This window comes from Streptomyces sp. NPDC002104, from assembly GCF_053593795.1.
Window position 1 is genome coordinate 1 of the sequence record NZ_JBSFDF010000063.1, and the last position, 20,515, is coordinate 20,515.

A 20,515-nucleotide genomic window follows, 5' to 3' on the forward strand; every position below is an offset into this window, starting at 1 on the left:
GCGGCGACCGAGGTCGCCGCGGCTGCGGGCCGCCGCCAGGGCGTCGTATCCGTCACCGGCCGGCCGCACCCTCAGGGGCCGCGCCCCGGGCGGACCCGCCCGGGTCGCGGCCGGGGGCGGGGGCCGGAAGGATCCGGCTCCGCCCGCCCGCACGTCCGCCGGAGGCCGTCTCACCGGTCCCGCCCCCGGAGGGAAGCGCCCACCAGGCCGCCAGGCCGATGATCACTCCGGTCAGGACGGTCGACGGGCCGCCGATGTCCGCGTAGAGGAAGTCGGTGAGCTGCCACACGAGCAGGCCGATCGCGATCAGTCCGCAGTCCCGCACCGCGGACGGCCCCGCCAGGCACCGCCGCAGGCCGGCCACGAGGAGGGCCAGCCAGCCGCCCGCCAGGGCGATCAGCCCGATCAGTCCCTGCTCGCTCAGCACCAGCAGGTACATGTTGTGCGGGGACAGCAGCGGCTGGCGGATGAATCCCTGGCCCGCGCCCGCGGTGTCGCTGCCGGAGGACAGCGCCAGCCCGGAGTGCGAGTCCCGGTTGGCCGGGAAGCCCTTCAGCCCGACCCCCACCGCCGGCCGCTCGCGCCACATCGACCCGGCCGCGTCCCACATCGTGTAGCGGTCGGTCACCGACTGGTCGGGGGCGTCGGAGACCTGCGTGATCGAGGTCAGCCGCTCGGTGACCATCGCGGAGCCGACGCCGAAGCCGCCCACGAGGACCACCCCGGCGGCGGCCAGCGCGAGCAGCACCTTCAGGGCCCGCCGGATCCCGGCCAGGGCCATCACCAGCCCGGCCGCGGCGAAGGTCGCGATCCACGCGCCCCGGCTGAAGGAGAGCACCAGCGGGAGCACCAGGACCGGCGCGGCCACGCCCGAGACCCGCCGGACCCGCGCCGGCAGCCCCGGGGCGAGCGCGCCGGCCGTGGCGACGACCAGTCCGTAGGCCACGACCGTGGCCATGCCCATGACGTCCCCGGGTCCGAAGGTGCCCACGGCGCGGATGTCCTCGCCCTGGTAGGAGGCCCCGGTGTGGGTGGCGAACTGCACCACGCCCACCGCCCCCTGGACCAGCCCCAGCACCACGAAGCACCCCGCGGCCAGCCGGAACTCCGAGGCGTCCCGCACCAGCAGCACGATCGCCGCCGGGACCAGCACGAACACCTGGAGGTAGCGCACGAACCCGGGCAGGGCCGCGTACGGGTCCCCCGCGGTCACCGTCGAGAGGGCGAGCCCGACGGCCGGGAGGCCGAGGACGAGCACCCCCAGCGGGCTCAGCGGCCGGACCCGGCCCCGCAGGGCCTGGATCCCGCAGACGAACACGAGGAGCAGTGAGGCGGCGTCGGCCGGACCGACCTTCCCCGAGGCGCTCGCGTCACCCGCCGGGACGGGGATCAGGAGGGCCAGTACGGTCGCGGCGAGCGGCAGCAGCGGCCAGTGCCGGCGCAGCAGATCGGCGGGGCCAGGGCGGGACCATGACGCCGGTGGAGCCGGTGACGTCGGTGCGGCAAGGCTCATGCTTTAGCTGCCCCCCAGCCGGAAGCGGAAGAAGGAGGCCGCGGTGCGGGCCAGGATCCACAGGTCCTGCCACAGCGACCAGGTGTCGATGTAGTGGTTGTCGAAGCGGGCCCGGTCCTCGATGGAGGTGTCGCCGCGCAGCCCGTTGATCTGGGCGAGCCCGGTGATGCCGACCGGCATCCGGTGCCGGGCCTCGTACCCGGGGTGCACGCTGCTGAACTTGGCCACGAAGAAGGGCCGTTCGGGACGCGGACCGACGAGGCTCATGTCGCCCCGGACCACGTTCCACAGCTGCGGCAGCTCGTCCAGCGAGGACTTGCGCAGGAAGGAGCCGATCGGGCTCATCCGGCAGTCCCCGGCCACCGTCCAGCGGGTGGCGGACTCGTGCGCGTCGGCGCGCAGGGTGCGGAACTTCAGCAGGGTGAAGGGGCGTCCGTACAGGCCGACCCGCTCCTGCCGGAAGATCACCCCGGGCCCGTCGGAGACCCGTACGGCCAGCGCGCAGGCTCCCATCACGGGGGCGGCGGCGAGCAGGGCGATCGCGGCGAGCGAGGAGTCGATGACCCGCTTCGCGTACCGCTCGGCCGGCCGGGCCGGACGCGGCAGCAGCGGCTGGACGGCGTACCCCCACAGCTGGTCGGCGGGCTGCGCGACGCGCATCCCGGTGACCTTGGCGGTGCCCGCCGGGTCGGCGAGCCAGAGCCGGCAGCCGTGGTCGTGGAAGAGCCGGACCAGGGAGGCGGTGCGTTCGTCGGCCTCGGGCGGGCGGGTGAAGACCGCGTGCCGGACGGAGTTCTGGATGACGGCCCGCCGGATGTCCTCGTGGGTGGCGAGTACGGGCACTCCCGCATCCCCCTCCCCGTCCGGCCCGGTGTCCGCGAGCCCGACGGGGCGCAGTCCGTACTCGGGGCGCCCGTGCAGGGCGGCGGCGACCGCGCTCGCCCCGGCGCCGGGTCCCACGACGAGGGCGGAGGCGGGGCGGCGGACGCGGGTGCGGCGGCGGAGCTGGTTGACGAGGCCGCGTCCCGCGCAGGCCAGTACGACCTGGACGCAGACGGCGCCGAGCAGCGCGCTCCAGCCCAGGGCCTCGCCCGGGGCGGTGGCGGCCAGCACGGCGGCGGCCCCGCACCACACCGCGGCGGACCGCCCGGCGAGCGCGGGCAGTTCGAGGAGCGCGGAGGGGGCGAGCCGCGGCCGGTACAGCCCGGCCTGCGCGTGCAGGGCGATCAGGGCGAGACCGAGGGGGGCGGCGGCCGCGAGGGGCAGCTCCGCCGCGGGCAGCGCCGCCACCGCAGCCGTGGCGGCGAGCGCGTCGGCGGCCAGCAGCGGGGCGATCCCGTCCCGGCGGCGCACCCGGCTCGGCCGTACGGCGGCCGGTGCGCGGTCGGCCTTGGGCCCGCGCGGGGGGTGGATGGCGGTCACGGACCGGCGCACGGCGGCGCCGTTCGCGGGGGCCGTACCGGCGGCGGTGCCGCCGGCGGTACTGGTGGCCGTACTGGTAGCCGTACTGGTCGCGCCGGCGCCGCCGGTGGTGGTGCCGGTGATGCCGCTGATGCCGGTGATGCCGCCGGCGGGCCCCGTACCGCCCTGCCCGGTGTGCCGGGCGGGTGCGCTGTCCATCGTCATCGGCTGATGCGCTCCTGGTTCAAGGGCCGGGGCCTGCCCAGCAGTTCGTGATACAGACCGGTGACCGCGTCCGTGGTGCGCCGCACGTCGAATTCCATCCGCGCGTGCCGCTCCGCCTGCTCCCCGAGTGCGGCGAGCAGCCGCGGCTCGGCGAGCAGCCCGCCCAGGGCCTTGGCCAGCGCCGTCGGGTCCTCCGGTTCCACCAGGCACAGCCGCCCCTGGCCGGGCGGGAGGCTCTCGCGGGCACCGCTGACGTCGGAGACCAGGACCGGGCGGCCACAGGCCATGGCTTCGAGCGGGGCGAGCGCCATGCCTTCCCACCGCGACGGCAGTACAACGAGATCGGCGGCCCGAAGCCACGGCCGGATGTCGAAGGCGGACCCCGCGAAGTGGACCGAGGGCGGGGCGCCGCGGCGCAGCCGTTCCATGTCGGGGCCGTCCCCGACGAGCACGAGCCGGGCCCCGGGAACGGCTCCGAGCAGCTCCGGCCAGGCACGCAGCAGGACGTCCTGCCCCTTCTGCTGGCAGAGCCGGCCGACGCAGACGGCGAGCGGCCCGTCGCCCAGGAAGGCGGCGGGCAAGGGGAGTTCGGCGCGCGCCCGGGCCTTGTCCTGGACGGGGTCCGGGCCGCCGGGGCGGAAGTGGCGGAGGTCGACTCCGTTGCGGATCACCGACCAGCGGGCGGTGATCCCCTCGGACTCCCCGGTGCGGCGTTCGGCCTCGCTGACGCAGAGCACCCGGTCGGCCCAACGCGCCCCGAAGCGCTCCCAGCGCAGCGCGAGCGCGGCGGTGGCCCCGCCGACGGCGTCGAAGGACCAGGCGTGCGGCTGGAAGACCGTCGGGACGGCCCCGCGCACGGCGAGGCGTCCGGCGAGCCCGGCCTTGGCGCTGTGGGCGTGCAGGATGTCGGGCCGGACCTGCCCGATCACACGGCGCGCGCCGAGCACTTCGGCGGCCAGGCCGGGCCCGGGGGCCCGGCCGGCACGCCAGGTGAGCACCTCGGCCCCGGCCTCGCGGGCGGCGTCGGCGAGCTGTCCGCCGCGCGGGCAGCCGACGTAGGTCCGCAGGCCGGCCGCGGACTGGGCGCGCACGAGGTCGACGACGACGCGGGCGACTCCGCCCTCGACCGGCTGGACGAGGTGGAGGACGGCCGGAGGCCGGGACGGCGAGGGCGAGGGAAGGGGAGAGGTCGAGGGAGAAGGGGAGGGGGAAGGAGGGGGAGGCTGTGTGGGCACGTGGAGTGGTCTCCTGCGTTCAGCGGCGCGCGTCTGTCTGAACGAAGAGCACACCGAGGAAATGACCCTGCTTTTCGCCCGTGAACCCGAAGGTCAGGCTGCGGGCGCCACCGGACAGGGCGGGGCTCAGATCGAACACGTCCGCGTCATATCCGAGGTTATTCATATGTTCGGGCTGTCGCACGAACGAGTGATCGCCGAATTCCGTGATCGTGGAATTCATAACATCATTAAAAGGATTTTCTCCGTCACTGAGGCTGATCCGGCGCCCGCTGTCCGCGGTCACCGTGAGTGAGTCCCCGAGCGTCCCGCGGTCCCCGTCGTACGCGACCACCCCGGCCCGCCCCTGCGCTCCGGGCGCCGCGTCCAGACCGGTGAGCTCCACCGTCTCGCCCGCCGCCTCGCCGGCCCCCGCGGCCAGCCCTTCGAAGCCGTCCCAGACCGAGACCCTGCGCACCGGCTCCTGCGGGTGCTCGTAGGCCACCACCAGCGTCCAGCCGCCCCAGGCACCGGCGTCCGAGTGCCCCATGGCGATGTTCAGCTGCGCCACCGTCCACATCCCGGCGCCGCCCTTGCGGACCAGCGGGGTCACATCGGCGGAGGCCTGGTAGGCATCGCCGGCCGCGTCGGTGCGGTGCCCGATGGCCGTGTCGGCCAGCACCTCCTTGTAGGCGCCGCCCGGCTCGGCGACGAGCACCCGGCCGTTGTCCTCCGGCGGCTTCTGCTCGCCGACCCGCAGGTTCCCGCCCCAGTACAGCCGGGCGTACGAGACCTTCGCGCCGGCCGGGACCTTGAGCTCGGCCCGGGTGGAGTTGTAGGTGTCCGGGTCCTTGTCGACCTCGTCGTAGAACATCTCGTAGTCGCCGTTGGTCCCGGCCGCGCCCTTGTTGACCGCGGCGCACGGCTCGGCCTGTTCGTTCCCCTCCTTGCGGCAGCCGATGGAGGAGTTCGAGGCCCGGACCAGGCCGCCGTGCTGCACGGCCTGGTAACGCTGGGTGAACGGAACCCGGGGCGCCTCCTTGACCAGCGGACCGCGCGCGCCCGGCGGAGCGGCGGCTCCGGCCGACGCGCTCGCCAGGGGCGCGTTCACCGAAAGTGCGAGGCAGGACAGCAGACCGAGCGTGCCGAGGATTCTGCGGGAGGAACCCATGACCCTGTCTCCATTTTCGATCAAGGGGACAAAACAGGAGTGAACTTTGTCAGAAATCAGGAAGGAAATCACGCCGGACTCGCTCATACGGCCTTTTGGGCGATAACACGCACCCTGGAGACGGGCGGGTCGTTATGGGTTGCACCATTGTTCGAACCGAAAGGAAAAGGCGAGATGAAGAAGAGGCTGGTGCGCGGCACCACCATGGCGGTCGCGAGCGCCGCGCTGCTGATGGGCGGCGCGGGCCTCGCCTCCGCGCACGGCGGCGACGGCGCGACGGCGAACGGCTTCACCGGCGAGTCCCCGGGCGTCCTGAGCGGCAACCTGCTCCAGGTCCCGGTCGACGTCCCGGTCAACGTCTGCGGCAACACCGTCAACGTGATCGCCCTGCTGAACCCCGCGTTCGGCAACACCTGCGTCAACGCCTGACGTCAACCGTGCCGCCCGAAACTTCGGCATACGAGTGAAGACACGCAACCCGAACCGCGGTTGCGCCGTTGATCCGGGTGCTTGAGTACCGGGCAATCCTGCAAAAAAGGGACCATCATGATCAAGAAGTTTGCGGCCGGCGCAGCGGTTGCCGCCTCGTTCGTCGGTCTGGGTGCCGCCATGGCCCCGCAGGCCATGGCCATCGGCAACGACCACGGCATCAACACCGTGAACGGCAACGGGGCCTCGCAGATCTACGGCAACCAGGCCACCTACGGCAACATGAGCCCGCAGATGGCGCTCATCCAGGGCTCGTTCAACAAGCCCTGCATCGCCCTGCCCGCCAAGGCCAACGTCCAGTCCGTCCTGGCTCTGGTCAACGTCGGCGTCCAGGACATCCCCGTCCTGTCCAGCCCGCAGAACCAGCAGTGCACCGAGAACTCCACCCAGGCCAAGGGCGACGAGGCTCTCTCGCACATCCTCAGCAACATCCCGGTCCTGTCCGGCAACGCCTCCGCCGGCAGCTGACAGCATCGTGCCCGTGGGGCCGTCGCACCTTCGGGTCGCGGCGGCCCCGCCGCATGTCGGGACATCGGGACCGAATGCGCACGCGGAACAATCCGGCCGCAATTCAGAACGCACAAGCCCCTTACAGGCATCTGAGTGAATTGCTCGGAGGCGCGCGAAAATTCGCGGTTTCTTTTCCCGGAGCCACTCGTTGTTATTTCTGCAGCGGATAGACCTCTGCGGGAAGGAAACGAAAACAAATGACGTACAAGAAGGCAGTGGTGCTGGCCGCCGGCATTCTGATGGCCGCCGGTGCCGCCTCCCCCGCCATGGCCGACTCGGCGGCGGAGGGCCAGGCCGTCGGCTCCCCGGGCGTCCTCTCCGGCAACGTGCTCCAGGTCCCGGTCCACGTCCCGGTCAACGTCTGCGGCAACACCGTCAACGTGATCGCCCTGCTGAACCCCGCGTTCGGCAACACCTGCGTCAACGCCTGACGAAGCGCCTGTGCCCGCAAGGGCAGACCTCCTCGGGGTGGCCTCGGAGTGCACGGCGGTGCACTCCGAGGCCACCTTCGATTCAGCACCGGCCGCAGCGCCGGTAGACAGGGAAGGACCCATGCGACAGGTACTGAGCCGACAGGTACTGGGCAAGGGGGTGCTCACCGCGGCCGCCGCGTCCAGTCTGCTGTCGATCGCGACCGGCGCGGCCTACGCACAACCCGGGGCGATGGCCGAGGCCTCCCATTCACCGGGCGTGCTGGCCGGCAACAGCGTCTCGGTACCGATCACCTTCGCGCCGAACGTGTGCGGCAACACCGTGGACGCCGGAGCGGGCCTCAACCCCGCCATGGGCAACACCTGCGCCACCACGACCGGCTCCGACACCGGGCCCGACTACGAGCGCTACCTCACCCCGCAGCAGGCGGAGCAGGTACGCCGCTACGTCGACCGGAGCGAGGACCGGCACGAGCAGGGCGGCTACGGCGAGCGCGAACCCGAGCAGCAGGGCGGCTACGGGGACCAGGGCCCCGAGCACCAGGGCGGCTACGAGCACCAGGGCCCCGAGCAGCAGGGCGGCCACGAGGACCACGGCCCCGGACCGCAGGGCGGCTACGGGGATTCCGGTGACTCCGGCGGCCCCGGCGACTCCGGCGGCCCCGGCGACTCCGGCGGCTCCGGCGAGGAGGAGTGCGACGACCACCCCGCCCCGGAGCGGCCCGAGCCCCGGCCGCAGCACCAGCCGGAGCCGCACGCGGAGCACCACCCGCCGGCCCCGCAGCACGCGCCCCCCGCGCCCCCTCAGCCGCAGCCCGCGCCCGAGGCGGAGCACCCGGCGCCCGCTCCGGCGCCCGCGCCCGCGCCCGAGGAGCAGCTCCCCGCGCCGCAGGCCGAGCCCGTACCGGCTCCCGTACCGGCACCGGCTCCCGCACCGGTCGAGGAGGCCCCGCAGCCGCTTCCGGCGCCGGCCCCCGCGCCCGCGCCCGTAGTGGAGGAGGCTCCGCACACGCTGCCCGCTCCGGCTCCCGTCGCGGAGGAGGCCCCCGCGCCGATGCCCCCGCACGGCAGTCAGGTCGTGGAGCACCCGGCGCCGGTGATGCCGCCTGCCGACCAGCCGCCGGCGGCCCCCGCCGGTGACCTGCCGGTTCCGCTCCCCGAGGCACCGCTGCCCGCCCCGGTTCCGGCACCCGCCCCGGTTCCGGCGCCCGCGCCCGCGCCGGCCCCCGGCCCCGAGGCCGTTCCCGTCGCGGCGGCCCCCACGGGCCCCACGCGGCAGGAGCTGGCCGCGACCGGTGCCGGACAGCCCGGCGCCGCGGCGGCCCTGGCTTCGGCGCTGATCCTGGGCGGCGCCATTCTGTACCGCAGGTCGCGCAACGCCGCCTGACGGCAATACCTGTAATCAGAAAAAATATCGGCCGGAGAGTCCCTTGTCGGATTCTCCGGCCGTTGCCGTGTTCGGTTCCGCGTTTCCGTGGCGCCGGGGAATCGTTAACCAGGTCGAAAGTGGCGCGACGGTCGCCACTGGCCGCCATTGGACACCCCTGGAAGAGGATTTTGAAATGAAGCTCTCGAAGGTCGCCGCAGTCGTCGTCGGCTCCGTCACCGCCCTCGGCGCCACCTCCCCCGCCTTCGCCGCCACCGAGGCACCGGCCGTCCCCATGAGCCTGACGAGCGGGCTGACGGCGGTGACCGACTCGGTGAACCCGGTGTCGGAGGCGCTGCCCCAGACGGTGGGCAACGGGCTGGCCGAGCAGGGCGAGAGCGTGAACAAGGTCGTGACCACCGTCCAGAAGGTCAACGAGGTCCGCAACGACGCTCCGGCCGAGGTCCTGCACCTCGCCAACGGCGCCACCCAGGCCTCGCCGCTGCTCGGCGGAGTGAAGCTCAACGGCGGCGGCAAGCACTGACGGACGCGTCCCGTTCTCCCGCCGACATGACTGTGGGCGCCCCCGGCCTCGCCGGTGGCGCCCACAGTCATGTGGTGCGACGAACGTCAGTCGTTGACGCAGACGTTGCCGAACGCCGGGTTCAGCGCGCCGATGACGTTCACGGAGTTGCCGCAGACGTTGACCGGGACGTGGACCGGGACCTGACCCAGGTTGCCCGAGAGGACACCGGGGGAACCCACGGCCGCACCCTCGGCCGACGAGTCGGCCATTGCGGAGCCGGCGGCACCGGCCGCGGCGAGACCAGCGGTGGCCAGGACCAGGGCGGCCTTCTTGGCAGTGTTCATGGGAAGTGCACCTTCTCTTCGATGTTCTGCCCCGATTCCGGGGCTCACATCGAGCGAAACGGTCCAGCATCCCGGACGACACGGTTCCGCACGCGATCAGACCTGTTCAGCCCAATAGTCGTAACCGCGTGCGGATCCGCGTACGGATCCCGGTGCCTACGGAAGGAACTCCGCGAACGAGGGGATCTTCGGGACGAGACTCGCCGGTGCCCCGGGTACCGCCGGCACGGCGGGCACCGCGGCCGCGGGCGGGGCCGCGGGATCGGAGACCGGGAGCGCCGGTACGTCCGGGATCGGAACGTCGGGAATCGGGACGTCGGGGACCTCCGGAATCGCCGGGATCGCCGGGAGCTGCAGGTCGGGCAGGCCCGGGATCGCGGGGATCGCGGGGATCTGCGGCAGGGACGGGAGCGTGGGCAGTTTGATCTCGGGGATCTTGATCCCCGGGAGCAGGGTGCCCAGGCTCTTCGTCAGGTCCGCCAGGATCTTGGAGACGGCGGCGAGGGCGTCCTCGACGGGACCCGCCTTCGCCACCCTCTCGTTGATCTCCTCCTGGGCGGCCGCCACCCGGTTCGCGGCGGCACCGGCACCTTCTGCGGCGCCCGCGGGAGCTGCCGCGCCGGAGAGTATGACGACCGCCAGGGCCGACGGGACGAGGACGCGGATGCGGGAGGCCTTGGTGCGGTGCATGGGTGTTCCTTCTCGTGGTCGCTCAGAAGCGGACCCGAGCGATCCGCCTCCTTACCCACCGTGCGAACGGGTTCCACGGAGCGCAACACGAGCGCGGGGCCACCTGCGCCGCTGCGGGGTGCGTACGGGCTTCGCGCACGCGTCCGGGGGCGGCTCACCCCACCCGGGGAAAACCTGCCCCTGGACAGGCCGTACGAGTGAAGCAGCGGAACCAACCCTCCGGAAGAGCAGTTGATCAGGGCGCTCCACTAGCGGGCACTCGTGCGACAAAAGGATCAAGATGCTCAAGAAGATCATGACTGCTGCCGCGGTCACCGCCGCCGCCGTCGGCGCGGGCGCTGCTGCTGCCGCCCCCGCCATGGCGATCGGCAACGACAACGGGATCAACACCGTCAACGGGAACGGCGCCGTGCAGGCGTACGGCAACCAGAAGACCCACGGTGACATGAGCCCGCAGCTCGGCGTCGTCCAGGGCACCCTGAACAAGCCCTGCATCGGTCTGCCCGCGAAGGTCAACGCCCAGTCCCTGGTGGCGCTGCTCAACATCGGTGTCCAGGACATCAACGTCCTGTCCAACCCGCAGAACCAGCAGTGCACCGAGAACTCCACCCAGGCCAAGGGCGACGAGCCGCTCTCGCACATCCTGGACAACATCCCGGTCCTCTCGGGCAACGTCTCCGCCAACAGCTGATCTCCGCTCCCGATCTACGGTCCGGGACCCCGTGGTCCACACACTGGGCGCCCGTGGAGCGAGCGTTCGACGTAGCGGTGTGAAGTCGTGAAGTGACGTCGTGAAGTGACGAGGGCCCCGGCAGCGTCCAGCTGCCGGGGCCCTCGTGTGCCGTCGGCCGGTCCGGCCGGCCGGCGGGTCCGGCCGGCCGGACCGGTGGGATCAGCTGGTCCAGAAGTCCCACCAGCGGGTCAGGATCAGCATCCCGATCACGCCGGTGTGCAGGACGGGCGGGGCCCAGCCGAAGTCGGCGAAGAAGGTCCGTACCGGCGTGGGCGCGGGGAGGATCCCCGTGCGCACGATGTGCGCGGTGACCGCCCAGAACATCACGAGGGTGGCCACCCAGGTCAGGCAGCACCACAGGCAGAGCGCGTTGATCTCGTAGAGCGACTGGACCATGAGCCAGGAGCAGAATCCGACGCCGAAGAGCATTCCGGCGCCCAGTCCCAGCCAGAACCAGCCGCGGTGGCGGGCCCCGGCCAGCAGGCCGGCGCCGACGCACACGACCGCCCCGTAGGCGACCAGGCCCAGCATCGGGTTCGGGAAGCCGAAGGCCGCCGCCTGCTCGCTCTTCATCACGCTGCCGCAGGAAACGACCGGGTTGAGGCTGCACGCGGGCTTGAAGCCCGGGTTCTCCAGCAGCAGGAACTTGTCCAGGGTGATGACCCAGGCGGCCAGGATTCCGGCGGCGCCGGTGAGCAGCAGCAGCCAGGCCAGCGCACGGGGGGCTGCGATCGGTTCCGCGTCCTTGGGGTTGTGGGGCCGGCCCTGCTGGCGGGGGACGCCCACGGTATTTGTTGCCATACGGTCATGCTCCCGCCCTTGTGCCCGCTATCCGGCCCAACCATGCTCATCACCATGGAGGTTGACCTGAAGGGGTGGCTGGAACCCCTGACGCTTCCCGGACGTTTTGCCGAACCCCGGACGTGATGTCAGACCCAGGGGTTACGTTGAGCTTCCGCGAAGTGACGAGCTGCGACGGCCTGGAGACCCACCTTGAGCGATCCGCACGAGACAACCGAGGCGCACCTCGGCCGACTCCTGGGCCGCGCCCTCAACTCCTTCGACCTGCCGGACGGACTGGTCGGGCGGCTGAGCACCGCGCTCGCCCACAGGTCCACGCTCCACACCACCCGCCACAGCCGCGCCGCGGGGCCGTGGCGGGAGATACACCGGCACGCCTACCTGCTGTCCGACGGCGACTCTGTGGTCCTGTGGGAGCTGGCGCACCGTCAGGGCGACGAACTCTCCATACGGTACGAGGTCTTCGCCAGCAAGGCGGAGACCTGCCTGGCGGCGGCCCGGCTCTTCGGCGAGGTTCCCTCGCAGGTGGCGCGGGACCTCGTGGAAGTGACGGTCGAGGAGAACCCGGAGAGCGACATCGCCGTGCTGAGCGCCCTGTTCACCGATCCGACTCCGGCCCAGCGGCACCGCGAGTACGCGCTGGAGGAGTCCGCGGACCACGCCCGCCGGGTGCTGCGCCGCGCGGAGAACCCGGACCGGCCGGGCGAGCCCGTGGCCCTGCTGCTGCGCTCTGCCTACGCGCACCAGATCACGCAGGTGTTCGGTACCCGGCAGTGTCTGGCGGACGGGCGCGACGCCGGCTTCAGCCTGTACGAGCACTCCTTCGTCCTGCTGGACGGGAGCGAGTTCAGCCTGTGGGAGGTCGAGCACACGGTGACTCCGGACGGGCGGCACATGTGCGAGGTCTACGAGACCGAAACGGCCGCGCGCGGAGCCATGGAGCTCCGCGCGCGGGTGAGGTGAGGGCCGAGGCGGTCAGGCGGCGGCGGTGACCTTCGCCGGGTCGGGCAGCGGCGCCGCCCCGGGCTCCGCCCGGTTCCGCGAGGTGCCGTCCTGCTTGCGCATCCCCTTGAGGAGGATGACCAGGCCGGCGCTGGTGGCCGTACCGGCGGCGATGGCGATCAGGTAGAGCAGCGGGTTGCCGATCAGCGGGATCACGAAGATGCCGCCGTGGGGGGCCCGCAGGGTGCACTCGAAGGCCATCGAGAGCGCGCCGGTGACCGCGCCGCCCACCATGGAGGCCGGGATGACGCGCAGCGGGTCGGCCGCCGCGAACGGGATGGCGCCCTCGCTGATGAAGGAGGCGCCGAGGAACCAGGCGGCCTTGCCGTTCTCGCGCTCGGTCCTGGAGAAGAGCCGGCCGCGGACCGTGGTGGCCAGTGCCATCGCCAGCGGCGGCACCATGCCGGCGGCCATCACGGCGGCCATGACCTTGAGGCTGCCCTCGTTGGGGGTGGCGAGGCCGCCGATGGCGAAGGCGTAGGCGACCTTGTTGAGCGGGCCGCCGAGGTCGAAGCACATCATCAGGCCGAGGATGATGCCGAGGATGATCGCGTTGGCGCCGGAGAGGCCCGACAGCCAGTCGGTGAGGGCCCGCTGGAGCGAGGCCACGGGCTTGCCGACGACCAGGAACATCAGGAACGCGGTGACGGCGGAGCCGATGAGCGGCAGGACGACCACCGGCATGATCCCGCGCAGGGCGGTGGGGATCTTCAGCCTCTGTACGGCGAGGACGGTGCCGCCCGCGATGAGACCGGCGATCAGACCGCCGAGGAAACCGGCGTCGATGGTCAGGGCCACGGCGCCGCCGACGAAGCCGGGGACGAGACCGGGCCGGTCGGCCATGCCGTAGGCGATGTAGCCGGCGAGTACGGGGACCAGGAAGCCGAAGGCGAGGCCGCCGGTCTGGAAGAGCAGCGCGGCCCAGCTGGCGGCCTCGGTCCAGACGAAGTGGTCGGCGACCGAGGGGGCGTTGTTGATCTCGTAGCCGCCGATGGCGAAGGCGAGGGCGATGAGGAGGCCGCCGGCGGCGACGAAGGGGACCATGTAGCTGACGCCGGACATCAGCCAGGTACGGAGCTTCGCGCCGTAGCCGTCCTGCGCCTCGCCGGCCTCTTCGACCGGGGTGGGGGTGCTGGTGGGGATCTCGCCGCGTTCCGCCTTGTCGCGGGCCTCCTGGAGGAGTTCCGCGGGGCGGTTGATGCCCGCCTTGACGCCCACGTCGACGGTGGGCTTGCCGGCGAAGCGGGCCCTGTCCCTGACCGGGACGTCGTGGGCGAAGACGGCCGCGTCGGCGGCGGCGATGGTTTCGGGGGTGAGCTTGGTGAAGCCGGCCGAGCCCTGGGTTTCGACCGTGAGCTCGATGCCTGCCGCTTGCGCGGCCCGGGTGAGTGCCTCGGCGGCCATGTAGGTGTGGGCGATGCCCGTGGGGCAGGACGTGACGGCCACGATGCGGAACGGGTGCTGCCCTGCGGGGCTTTCCCCCACCCCGCCCCTTCCCGAAACCGCGGCTTCGCCCCGGACCCCCTCGGGGGCTCCGCCCCCGGACTCCCGCTCCTCGAACGCCGGAGGGGCTGGATTGACCAGGTCCGCCGCTTCCGCCGGGGTCGCCGCCGCGCGGAGGGCCGCCACGAACTCCGGGCGCATCAGGCGGCGGGCCAGGGTGGAGAGGATGGAGAGGTGGGCGTCGTCCGCGCCGGCGGGGGCGGCTATCAGGAAGATCAGGTCCGCCGGGCCGTCCGGAGCGCCGAAGTCGATGCCCGACGGGGAGCGGCCGAAGGCCAGGGTGGGGGCCGTCACGTGGAGGGAGCGGCAGTGGGGGATGCCTATGCCGCCCTCCAGGCCGGTCGGCATCTGGGCCTCGCGCGCGGCCACGTCGGCCAGGAAGCCGTCCAGGTCGGTGACGCGGCCCAGGGCCGTCATCCGTTCGGCGAGGGCACGTGCCGCCCCCTCCTTGGACGCTGCGGACAGGTCGAGGTCGACCAGTTCGGGGAGGATCATCTCGCTCATCGCTCGTCACTCGTTTCGGACAGAGGGAGGTCCAGGGGCAGGTCCTGGGTGATGTGGACCGCGTCGGGGCGCAGGTCGCAAGGGGCCGGCATGGCGCTGCCGGGGAGCTGGACCGCGGCCGCGCCGTGGGCCAGGGCGGAGGCCAGGGCCGCGGGGCCCGTGCCTCCCGCGATCAGGAAGCCGGCGAGGGACGCGTCGCCCGCGCCGACGTTGCTGCGGACCGAGGAGGCGGAGACGGTCGCCGTGCCGTAGTACGTGCCCTCTTGCGCGACCAGGAGCTGGCCGTCCGCGCCGAGGGAGGCCAGGACCGCGCCGGCGCCCAGTGCGCGCAGTTCCTCCGCGGCCTTGAGCACGTCGCCGAGGGTGGCCAGGGGCCGCCCCACCGCCTCCGCGAGCTCCGCGGCGTTCGGCTTGATGACGTCGGGGCGGGCGGGCAGCGCCGCGAGGAGTGCCGGGCCGGAGGTGTCCAGGGCGATGCGGGCGCCGGCGGCGTGGGCCCGGGTCACGATGTCGGCGTACCACTCGGGGCCGAGGCCGCGCGGGAGGCTGCCGCAGCAGGCGATCCAGGCGGCGCCGCCCGAGCAGGTGCGGACCGTTTCCAGGAGGAGCGCCGACTCCTCGGCGGTCAGCGCCGGGCCGGCGGCGTTGATCTTGGTGAGGGTGCCGTCCGGTTCGGCGAGGGAGATGTTGGAGCGGGTCTGTCCGGCGATGGAGACCGCCGTGACGTCCACGCCCTGGGTGCCGAGGAGTTCGGCGATCATCGTGCCCGGTGTGCCGCCGAGCGGCAGGACCGCCGTCGTACGGACGCCCGCGGCGGCCACCGCCCGGGAGACGTTCACGCCCTTGCCCCCGGGGTCGACCCGGTCGCCGGTGGCGCGCAGTACCTCGCCGCGGTCCAGCGAGGGGACCTCGTAGGTCCGGTCGAGGGAGGGGTTGGGGGTGACGGTGAGGATCATACGAGCACAACTTCCGTACCGGCGGCCTCGATCGCCGCCTTGTGGGCGGGGCTGAGCCCCAGGTCCGTGATGAGGAGGTCGACGTCGGCGAAGGTGCCGAAGCAGGCGAAGTGCTCCTGGCCCGCCTTCGCGGAGTCGGCGAGGAGGACGACGCGGCGGGCCGCCGCCATCGCGGCCCGCTTGACGGCGGCCTCGGCGAGATCGGGGGTGGTCAGGCCGCCCTCGGCGGTGAAGCCGTTCGTCGCGAGGAACAGGACGTCTGCGCGGATCTCGGCGTAGGCGCGCAGGGCCCAGGCGTCGACCGCGGCGCGGGTGCGGTGGCGTACGCGGCCTCCGACCAGGTGCAGGTCGATGCCGGTGTGGTCGGCGAGCCGGGCGGCGACGGGCAGCGCGTGGGTGACCACGGTGAGCGCGGAGTCGACCGGGATGGCGGCGGCGAGGCGGGCCACCGTACTGCCCGCGTCGAGGACGACGCTGCCGCCGTCGGGGAGTTCGGCGAGGGCGGCGGCCGCGATGCGGTCCTTCTCGTCGGCGGCGGTGGACTCGCGCTCGGTGAGGTCCGGCTCGAAGTCGAGGCGGCCGGCCGGTATGGCCCCGCCGTGCACCCGGCGCACGAGCCCGGCCCGGTCCAGGGCCTTGAGGTCGCGGCGCACGGTCTCGGCGGTGACCTGGAACTGGTCGGCCAGGGACAGGACGTCGACCCGGCCCGCCTCGCGGGCGAGGCGGAGGATCTCCTGCTGGCGCTCCGGTGCGTACATGTGGTTTCAGATCCGTTCGATGCCCGACTCTGTGGGTTCTCTCGGATCGTACGCCCATGTGCGTCCGAAAACAAAACAAACGGGCATGTCCGCCAACAGAAGCGGACATGCCCGGAAGGCGCTCGGAGGCGCGTGGAGGGTGCGGACTAGCCCGCGTACTCCGTGCCGCCCTCGCGCTCGGCGATCGGGACTGCCTTGCGCGGCAGCATGAACATCACCGAGAAGATCAGGACCAGGACGGCCACGACCCACCACATGGCGTGGTGGAAGGCGTCCACGTAGGGCGGCCCGAAGACCCGGTCGTCCTCGATGAAGCCGAAGTAGACGACGGAGGTCAGGCCGAGGCCCAGCGCGTTGCCCATCTGGCCGGTGGTGTTGATCAGCCCGGACGCCGAGCCGGCGTGCTCGCGCGGCACCTCGGAGAGCACCGTGTCGGTCAGCGGCGCGATGATCAGCCCCATGCCGACGCCCATGACGATCAGCGGGGCGGCCATCTGCCAGGAGGTGACGGTCATGCCGTAGCGGTCCGACTCCCAGATGTAGAGGAGTACGCCCGAGGCCATGATCAGCGCGCCGGCCTGGAGCACCTTGCGGCCGAAGCGCGGTACGAGCTTCTGTACGGACACGCCCGCGGCGGCCGAGACGGCGATCGAGAACGGGATGCCCGTGGAACCGGCCTTCAGGGCGCTCCAGCCGAGGCCCATCTGCATGTAGAGCGTCCAGACCAGGAAGAAGATGCCGGTCGCGATGCCGAAGGTCAGCTGGACGGCGATACCGCCCGCGAAGCTCTTGACCTTGAAGAGGGAGAGCTCGACGAGCGGGGAGCCGTCCTTCTGGATCTTGTACTTCTCGTAGGCGATGAAGGCGCCGAAGACCGCCGGCGAGGCGATCATGCAGACGAAGCCCCACGCGGGCCAGTCGTTCTCGCGGCCGTGGGTGAGCGGGAAGATCAGCATGACCAGGGCGAGGGTGGCGAGCACGACGCCCACCAGGTCCAGGCGCAGCGCCTTGGGTGCCTTGGACTCGGAGATGAACTTGCGGCCCAGGATCACGCCGGCGATGCCGACGGGCAGGTTGATCAGGAAGATCGGGCGCCATTCGAGACCGGCGATGTTCCACTCGGTGAGCAGGGCGCCGAGCATCGGGCCCGAGACGGCGCCGAGGCCGATGATCGCTCCGAACAGGCCGAAGACCTTGCCGCGCTCGTGCGGCGGGAAGGTGACGTGGATGATCGCGAGCACCTGCGGGACCATCATGGCCGCCATGCCGCCCTGCAGGATGCGGGAGGCGACGAGCACGTCGGGGTTGGGCGAGAGGCCGCAGAGCAGCGAAGCCGCGGTGAAGCCGGATATGCCGATGAGGAAGAGGCGCTTGCGGCCGTAGATGTCACCGAGACGGCCGCCCGTGATCAGGCCGGCGGCGAAGGCGAGCGCGTAGCCCGCGGTGATCCACTGGATGGCGCTGGTGGAGGCGCCGAGGTCCTCGCGCATCCGGGGTATCGCGATGTTGACGATCGTGACGTCGACCAGGTCCATGAAGGCGGCGGTCATCACGATGGCGAGCGCGATCCAGCGGCGGCGGTCCGCGGGGGCCGCAGGCCCGTCGCCGGCCGCGCTCGTGTCTCCGGCGTCGCCGGCCTTGCTGATCGAGGTGGTCTCTGCGGGAGGGTCGGTCCGCTCTTCTTGTACGGGCCCGTTCTTTCCTTCGGGCGATGACTGGGTCGTCTCGGTGCTCATGAGGAGAAACCTAGACGGCATGTAGGTCAGTTGGTGTCCTATTTGGCTGGCACCTTTGAACCATGACCGACACCCCGGCCCGCCTCCTCTCCCTGCTCTCCCTGCTCCAGACCCCGCGCGAGTGGCCCGGGAGCGAGCTGGCCGAACGCCTGCGGGTGAGCGCCCGCACGATCCGGCGGGACATCGACCGGCTGCGGGAGCTGGGATACCCGGTGGAGGCCACGCTCGGCGCGGAGGGCGGGTACCGGCTGGTCGCGGGCGCCGCGATGCCGCCGCTCGTCCTGGACGACGAGGAGGCCGTGGCCATCGCGGTGGGGCTGCGGGCGGGGGCCGGGCATGCGATCGAGGGCGTGGAGGAGGCCTCCGTACGGGCCCTCGCGAAGCTGGAACAGGTCCTGCCGGGGCGGCTCCGGCGGCGGGTGGGTGCGCTGCAGTCGGCGACGGTCGCGGTGACCCGGGGCGACGGGGCGAGCGTGGATCCGCGGACGCTGACGGCGATCGCCTCGGCGGTGGCGGGGCCGGAGCGGCTGCGGTTCGCCTACCTGGCCCGGGACGGGGCGGCTTCGCGCCGGCTCGTGGAGCCGTACCGGCTGGTGAGCACCGGGAGCCGGTGGTACCTGGTGGCCTACGACATGGAGCGCGCGGACTGGCGGACGTTCCGGGTGGACCGGGTGAGCGAGCCCGGGGCGACGGGCGTGCGGTTCGCTCCGCGGGAGCTGCCGATGGATGCGGAGGAGTTCGTGCGCAGGGGGTTGCGGCGCGGGGAGTCCGCCTCGTCCGCGTACCGGGTCGACGTCACCTTCGAGGAGGGGGCGGGGCTGCCGGAGTGGGTGCGGGAGTTCGCGGTTCCCCCGGCCGGGGGCGGTTCCGGGGAGGGGGCCGGGGGCGGCGGCGCCGTGCGGGTGCGGTTCGAGTCCTCCGACGCGCCGGAGTGGCTGGCGGCGCGGCTGGCACTGGCCGGGGCGCCGTTCGCCGTGCACGGGCCGCCGGCCCTGGTGGAGGCGGCTCGGGTGCTGGGTGCGCGGCTGGCGCGGGCGGCGGGGCCGTAGCCCGGGGCCGGCCGGGCCGGGCCTGGGCCTGGGCCTGCGGGGCCGGGGCCTGCGGGGCTGGGCCGGCCGGGGCCGGGGCAAAGGGGAGCCCCCGGCGCCTGGGGGGGATAGGCACCGGGGGCTCGTTCAGGGGGCTTCTTCTCGGGGCCGGTCAGGCCACCGCGTCGAAGCCGGTGTCGCGGGCCATCTTCTTCAGTTCGAGCAGCGCGTGCTTCTCGATCTGACGGATCCGCTCGCGGGTCAGACCGTGCTGCTTCCCCACTTCCGTCAGCGTACGCTCCCGACCGTCCTCAATGCCGTAACGCATCTTGATGATCGACGCGGTTCGCTGGTCCAGCTTGCCCAACAGATCCTCCAGCTCCTCGCTGCGCAGCAGGGAGAGGACCGACTGCTCGGGTGAAATCGCGGAAGTGTCCTCCAGCAGGTCGCCGAACTGCGTGTCGCCGTCCTCGTCCACGCCCATGTTCAGGCTGACCGGGTCGCGCGCCCAGTCCAGGACGTCGCCGACGCGCTTCTCCGTCGTGTCCAGCTCGGCGGCGATCTCCGCGTGCTCCGGGTCCCGGCCGTTCTCGCGGTTGAACTCGCGCTGGACCCGGCGGATCCGGCCCAGCTCCTCCACCAGGTGGACGGGGAGCCGGATCGTGCGGGACTGGTCGGCGATGGAACGGGTGATCGCCTGGCGGATCCACCACGTGGCGTACGTGGAGAACTTGAAGCCCTTGGCGTAGTCGAACTTCTCCACGGCGCGGACCAGGCCGGCGTTGCCCTCCTGGATGAGGTCGAGGAGGGGCAGGCCGCTGCGCGGGTAGCGCCGGGCCACGGCGACGACGAGGCGGAGGTTGGAGCGGATGAAGACTTCCTTGGCGCGCTCGCCCTCGGCGGCCAGCGCCTCGAGCTCCTCCTGCGAGGGCTGCTTGCCCTTGCGCTCTATCGCGCCGTCGAGGATCTGCTGGGCGTACACGCCCGCCTCGATGATCTGCGAGAGCTCCACTTCCTTGGCCGCGTCGAGCAGCGGGGTGCGCGCGATCTCGTCCAGGTACATGCCGACCAGGTCGCGGTCTGCGATCTCCCCGCCCACAGCGCGAGCGCTGCTCGTGGACTGACGACGGGCGACGGCGCGGGTTGCCATGCGTGCTCCCTTGCGATGAGTTCGGTCGCGGTGGTGCGGTGGTTCGGCTGCACTGGTGCTGCTGCCCGGACACTCTCCCGAGTGCCCGCTTCCGAAGGAAACAACGACTGGAATCGGGACAGAATTCCCACGTCGCTCCCTGTTTTCCGAGATCTTGCAGTATCCTGCCCCGCCACTCCCCGATCCGAGCCTATCGGCGAACCCGCCGGGCTTGAAGATCCGCAGGTCAGGGCGGGAATCACCGCCCCTCCCCGGGGCCCGCGGGCCTGGGTGAGCAGAGCGGGGATGAGACCACCGTCACACTTGACAGGGCCGCTTTCGCCCCGTCCCGGCGCCGCCCCCCGGCAGCGCTGCTACCCCAGGAGACGGCCGTCATGAGCTTCTGGTTGCCTCGACCGGACACGGCCTGCTCGTCCGGGTGAACGTCCGGGATATTCCTGCGGCATGTCCGGCCGTCCTGCGAG

20 protein-coding genes are annotated in these 20,515 nt (G+C 72.4%); 8 read left to right on the top strand and 12 right to left on the bottom strand.

All coding sequences use genetic code 11. The annotated features are described in order from the left end of the window. Positions 1 to 52: 52 nt before the first annotated feature. From ACWCP2_RS33680 to ACWCP2_RS33695, 4 genes are read right to left on the bottom strand one after another with little or no spacing between them, the layout of a single operon-like run. A complete protein-coding gene (locus ACWCP2_RS33680) occupies positions 53 to 1,513 on the bottom strand; it encodes an O-antigen ligase family protein (protein WP_450912364.1) in 1,461 nt (486 codons plus the stop codon). Positions 1,514 to 1,516: 3 nt separating this feature from the next. Then, positions 1,517 to 3,139: an exopolysaccharide biosynthesis polyprenyl glycosylphosphotransferase gene (locus ACWCP2_RS33685; RefSeq protein WP_450912365.1), complete on the bottom strand. Its 1,623-nt coding sequence runs from the start codon at positions 3,137 to 3,139 to the stop codon at positions 1,517 to 1,519. Further along, positions 3,136 to 4,374, bottom strand: a complete 1,239-nt coding sequence (locus ACWCP2_RS33690) for a glycosyltransferase (RefSeq protein WP_450912366.1) — start codon at positions 4,372 to 4,374, stop codon at positions 3,136 to 3,138. The genes ACWCP2_RS33685 and ACWCP2_RS33690 overlap by 4 nt, the downstream gene beginning before the upstream one ends. A gap of 19 nt (positions 4,375 to 4,393) precedes the next feature. Then, positions 4,394 to 5,524: a DUF3344 domain-containing protein gene (locus ACWCP2_RS33695; protein ID WP_450912367.1), complete on the bottom strand. Its 1,131-nt coding sequence runs from the start codon at positions 5,522 to 5,524 to the stop codon at positions 4,394 to 4,396. Between the two features lie 174 nt (positions 5,525 to 5,698). On the opposite strand from ACWCP2_RS33695, the gene ACWCP2_RS33700 reads away from it, so the two are divergent. The 5 genes from ACWCP2_RS33700 to ACWCP2_RS33720 all read left to right on the top strand — a co-directional run bounded on the left by ACWCP2_RS33700 (position 5,699) and on the right by ACWCP2_RS33720 (position 8,864). Then, positions 5,699 to 5,953, top strand: a complete 255-nt coding sequence (locus ACWCP2_RS33700) for a chaplin (RefSeq protein WP_450912368.1) — start codon at positions 5,699 to 5,701, stop codon at positions 5,951 to 5,953. A gap of 117 nt (positions 5,954 to 6,070) precedes the next feature. Then, positions 6,071 to 6,481: a rodlin gene (locus ACWCP2_RS33705; protein WP_112451357.1), complete on the top strand. Its 411-nt coding sequence runs from the start codon at positions 6,071 to 6,073 to the stop codon at positions 6,479 to 6,481. A gap of 239 nt (positions 6,482 to 6,720) precedes the next feature. Further along, entirely contained in the window at positions 6,721 to 6,954 is a 234-nt protein-coding gene (locus ACWCP2_RS33710; protein WP_450912369.1) for a chaplin, read from the top strand. Positions 6,955 to 7,075: 121 nt separating this feature from the next. Next, positions 7,076 to 8,341 (top strand): chaplin, encoded by a 1,266-nt coding sequence (locus ACWCP2_RS33715; RefSeq protein WP_450912370.1) that lies wholly within the window; start codon positions 7,076 to 7,078, stop codon positions 8,339 to 8,341. A gap of 175 nt (positions 8,342 to 8,516) precedes the next feature. Beyond that, positions 8,517 to 8,864, top strand: coding sequence for a hypothetical protein (locus ACWCP2_RS33720; RefSeq protein ID WP_450912371.1), 348 nt, complete (start codon positions 8,517 to 8,519; stop codon positions 8,862 to 8,864). An 86-nt stretch (positions 8,865 to 8,950) separates the two neighbouring features. On the opposite strand, the gene ACWCP2_RS33725 is transcribed toward ACWCP2_RS33720, so the two are convergent. Both ACWCP2_RS33725 and ACWCP2_RS33730 read right to left on the bottom strand, forming a co-directional pair. Next, positions 8,951 to 9,190, bottom strand: a complete 240-nt coding sequence (locus tag ACWCP2_RS33725) for a chaplin (protein WP_327306287.1) — start codon at positions 9,188 to 9,190, stop codon at positions 8,951 to 8,953. 156 nt (positions 9,191 to 9,346) lie between these two features. Then, the gene (locus ACWCP2_RS33730) at positions 9,347 to 9,880 is read right to left on the bottom strand and encodes a hypothetical protein (RefSeq protein WP_450912372.1); all 534 of its coding nucleotides are present in this window, start codon (positions 9,878 to 9,880) and stop codon (positions 9,347 to 9,349) included. 280 nt (positions 9,881 to 10,160) lie between these two features. On the opposite strand from ACWCP2_RS33730, the gene ACWCP2_RS33735 reads away from it, so the two are divergent. Beyond that, entirely contained in the window at positions 10,161 to 10,571 is a 411-nt protein-coding gene (locus tag ACWCP2_RS33735) for a rodlin (RefSeq protein ID WP_450912373.1), read from the top strand. Positions 10,572 to 10,772: 201 nt separating this feature from the next. On the opposite strand, the gene ACWCP2_RS33740 is transcribed toward ACWCP2_RS33735, so the two are convergent. Then, complete coding sequence (locus ACWCP2_RS33740) at positions 10,773 to 11,414, bottom strand: vitamin K epoxide reductase family protein (protein ID WP_450912374.1); 642 nt, start codon at positions 11,412 to 11,414, stop codon at positions 10,773 to 10,775. Between the two features lie 192 nt (positions 11,415 to 11,606). Here ACWCP2_RS33740 and ACWCP2_RS33745 point away from each other — a divergent pair, with 192 nt between their 5' ends. Then, the gene (locus ACWCP2_RS33745; RefSeq protein WP_450912375.1) at positions 11,607 to 12,377 is read left to right on the top strand and encodes a DUF6227 family protein; all 771 of its coding nucleotides are present in this window, start codon (positions 11,607 to 11,609) and stop codon (positions 12,375 to 12,377) included. Positions 12,378 to 12,389: 12 nt separating this feature from the next. Here the strand turns inward: ACWCP2_RS33745 and ACWCP2_RS33750 are convergent, their stop codons facing one another. The 4 genes from ACWCP2_RS33750 to ACWCP2_RS33765 form a co-directional block, all read right to left on the bottom strand. Next, a complete protein-coding gene (locus tag ACWCP2_RS33750; protein ID WP_450912376.1) occupies positions 12,390 to 14,423 on the bottom strand; it encodes a PTS fructose transporter subunit IIABC in 2,034 nt (677 codons plus the stop codon). Beyond that, the gene (pfkB, locus tag ACWCP2_RS33755; RefSeq protein WP_450912377.1) at positions 14,420 to 15,379 is read right to left on the bottom strand and encodes a 1-phosphofructokinase; all 960 of its coding nucleotides are present in this window, start codon (positions 15,377 to 15,379) and stop codon (positions 14,420 to 14,422) included. The genes ACWCP2_RS33750 and pfkB overlap by 4 nt, the downstream gene beginning before the upstream one ends. After that, complete coding sequence (locus tag ACWCP2_RS33760) at positions 15,376 to 16,137, bottom strand: DeoR/GlpR family DNA-binding transcription regulator (protein ID WP_450912378.1); 762 nt, start codon at positions 16,135 to 16,137, stop codon at positions 15,376 to 15,378. The genes pfkB and ACWCP2_RS33760 overlap by 4 nt, the downstream gene beginning before the upstream one ends. Before the next feature lie 146 nt (positions 16,138 to 16,283). Further along, positions 16,284 to 17,873: an MFS transporter gene (locus ACWCP2_RS33765; RefSeq protein WP_450912379.1), complete on the bottom strand. Its 1,590-nt coding sequence runs from the start codon at positions 17,871 to 17,873 to the stop codon at positions 16,284 to 16,286. A 62-nt stretch (positions 17,874 to 17,935) separates the two neighbouring features. On the opposite strand from ACWCP2_RS33765, the gene ACWCP2_RS33770 reads away from it, so the two are divergent. Beyond that, the gene (locus ACWCP2_RS33770) at positions 17,936 to 18,922 is read left to right on the top strand and encodes a helix-turn-helix transcriptional regulator (RefSeq protein ID WP_450912380.1); all 987 of its coding nucleotides are present in this window, start codon (positions 17,936 to 17,938) and stop codon (positions 18,920 to 18,922) included. A gap of 151 nt (positions 18,923 to 19,073) precedes the next feature. Here ACWCP2_RS33770 and ACWCP2_RS33775 read toward each other — a convergent pair whose 3' ends face one another. Continuing rightward, the gene (locus ACWCP2_RS33775; protein ID WP_450912381.1) at positions 19,074 to 20,051 is read right to left on the bottom strand and encodes a sigma-70 family RNA polymerase sigma factor; all 978 of its coding nucleotides are present in this window, start codon (positions 20,049 to 20,051) and stop codon (positions 19,074 to 19,076) included. Positions 20,052 to 20,515: the final 464 nt, after the last annotated feature.

Excerpts from the sequence above, each read along its gene's own strand:
- ACWCP2_RS33775 (WP_450912381.1), bottom strand. The coding sequence starts at position 20,051 with ATGGCAACCCGCGCCGTCGCCCGTCGTCAGTCCACGAGCAGCGCTCGC.
- ACWCP2_RS33720 (WP_450912371.1), top strand. The coding sequence starts at position 8,517 with ATGAAGCTCTCGAAGGTCGCCGCAGTCGTCGTCGGCTCCGTCACCGCC.
- ACWCP2_RS33765 (WP_450912379.1), bottom strand. The coding sequence starts at position 17,873 with ATGAGCACCGAGACGACCCAGTCATCGCCCGAAGGAAAGAACGGGCCC.
- ACWCP2_RS33705 (WP_112451357.1), top strand. The coding sequence starts at position 6,071 with ATGATCAAGAAGTTTGCGGCCGGCGCAGCGGTTGCCGCCTCGTTCGTC.
- ACWCP2_RS33715 (WP_450912370.1), top strand. The coding sequence starts at position 7,076 with ATGCGACAGGTACTGAGCCGACAGGTACTGGGCAAGGGGGTGCTCACC.
- ACWCP2_RS33710 (WP_450912369.1), top strand. The coding sequence starts at position 6,721 with ATGACGTACAAGAAGGCAGTGGTGCTGGCCGCCGGCATTCTGATGGCC.
- ACWCP2_RS33680 (WP_450912364.1), bottom strand. The coding sequence starts at position 1,513 with ATGAGCCTTGCCGCACCGACGTCACCGGCTCCACCGGCGTCATGGTCC.
- ACWCP2_RS33760 (WP_450912378.1), bottom strand. The coding sequence starts at position 16,137 with ATGTACGCACCGGAGCGCCAGCAGGAGATCCTCCGCCTCGCCCGCGAG.
- ACWCP2_RS33735 (WP_450912373.1), top strand. The coding sequence starts at position 10,161 with ATGCTCAAGAAGATCATGACTGCTGCCGCGGTCACCGCCGCCGCCGTC.
- ACWCP2_RS33770 (WP_450912380.1), top strand. The coding sequence starts at position 17,936 with ATGACCGACACCCCGGCCCGCCTCCTCTCCCTGCTCTCCCTGCTCCAG.
- ACWCP2_RS33725 (WP_327306287.1), bottom strand. The coding sequence starts at position 9,190 with ATGAACACTGCCAAGAAGGCCGCCCTGGTCCTGGCCACCGCTGGTCTC.
- ACWCP2_RS33695 (WP_450912367.1), bottom strand. The coding sequence starts at position 5,524 with ATGGGTTCCTCCCGCAGAATCCTCGGCACGCTCGGTCTGCTGTCCTGC.
- ACWCP2_RS33700 (WP_450912368.1), top strand. The coding sequence starts at position 5,699 with ATGAAGAAGAGGCTGGTGCGCGGCACCACCATGGCGGTCGCGAGCGCC.
- ACWCP2_RS33740 (WP_450912374.1), bottom strand. The coding sequence starts at position 11,414 with ATGGCAACAAATACCGTGGGCGTCCCCCGCCAGCAGGGCCGGCCCCAC.
- ACWCP2_RS33750 (WP_450912376.1), bottom strand. The coding sequence starts at position 14,423 with ATGAGCGAGATGATCCTCCCCGAACTGGTCGACCTCGACCTGTCCGCA.
- pfkB (WP_450912377.1), bottom strand. The coding sequence starts at position 15,379 with ATGATCCTCACCGTCACCCCCAACCCCTCCCTCGACCGGACCTACGAG.
- ACWCP2_RS33730 (WP_450912372.1), bottom strand. The coding sequence starts at position 9,880 with ATGCACCGCACCAAGGCCTCCCGCATCCGCGTCCTCGTCCCGTCGGCC.
- ACWCP2_RS33685 (WP_450912365.1), bottom strand. The coding sequence starts at position 3,139 with ATGACGATGGACAGCGCACCCGCCCGGCACACCGGGCAGGGCGGTACG.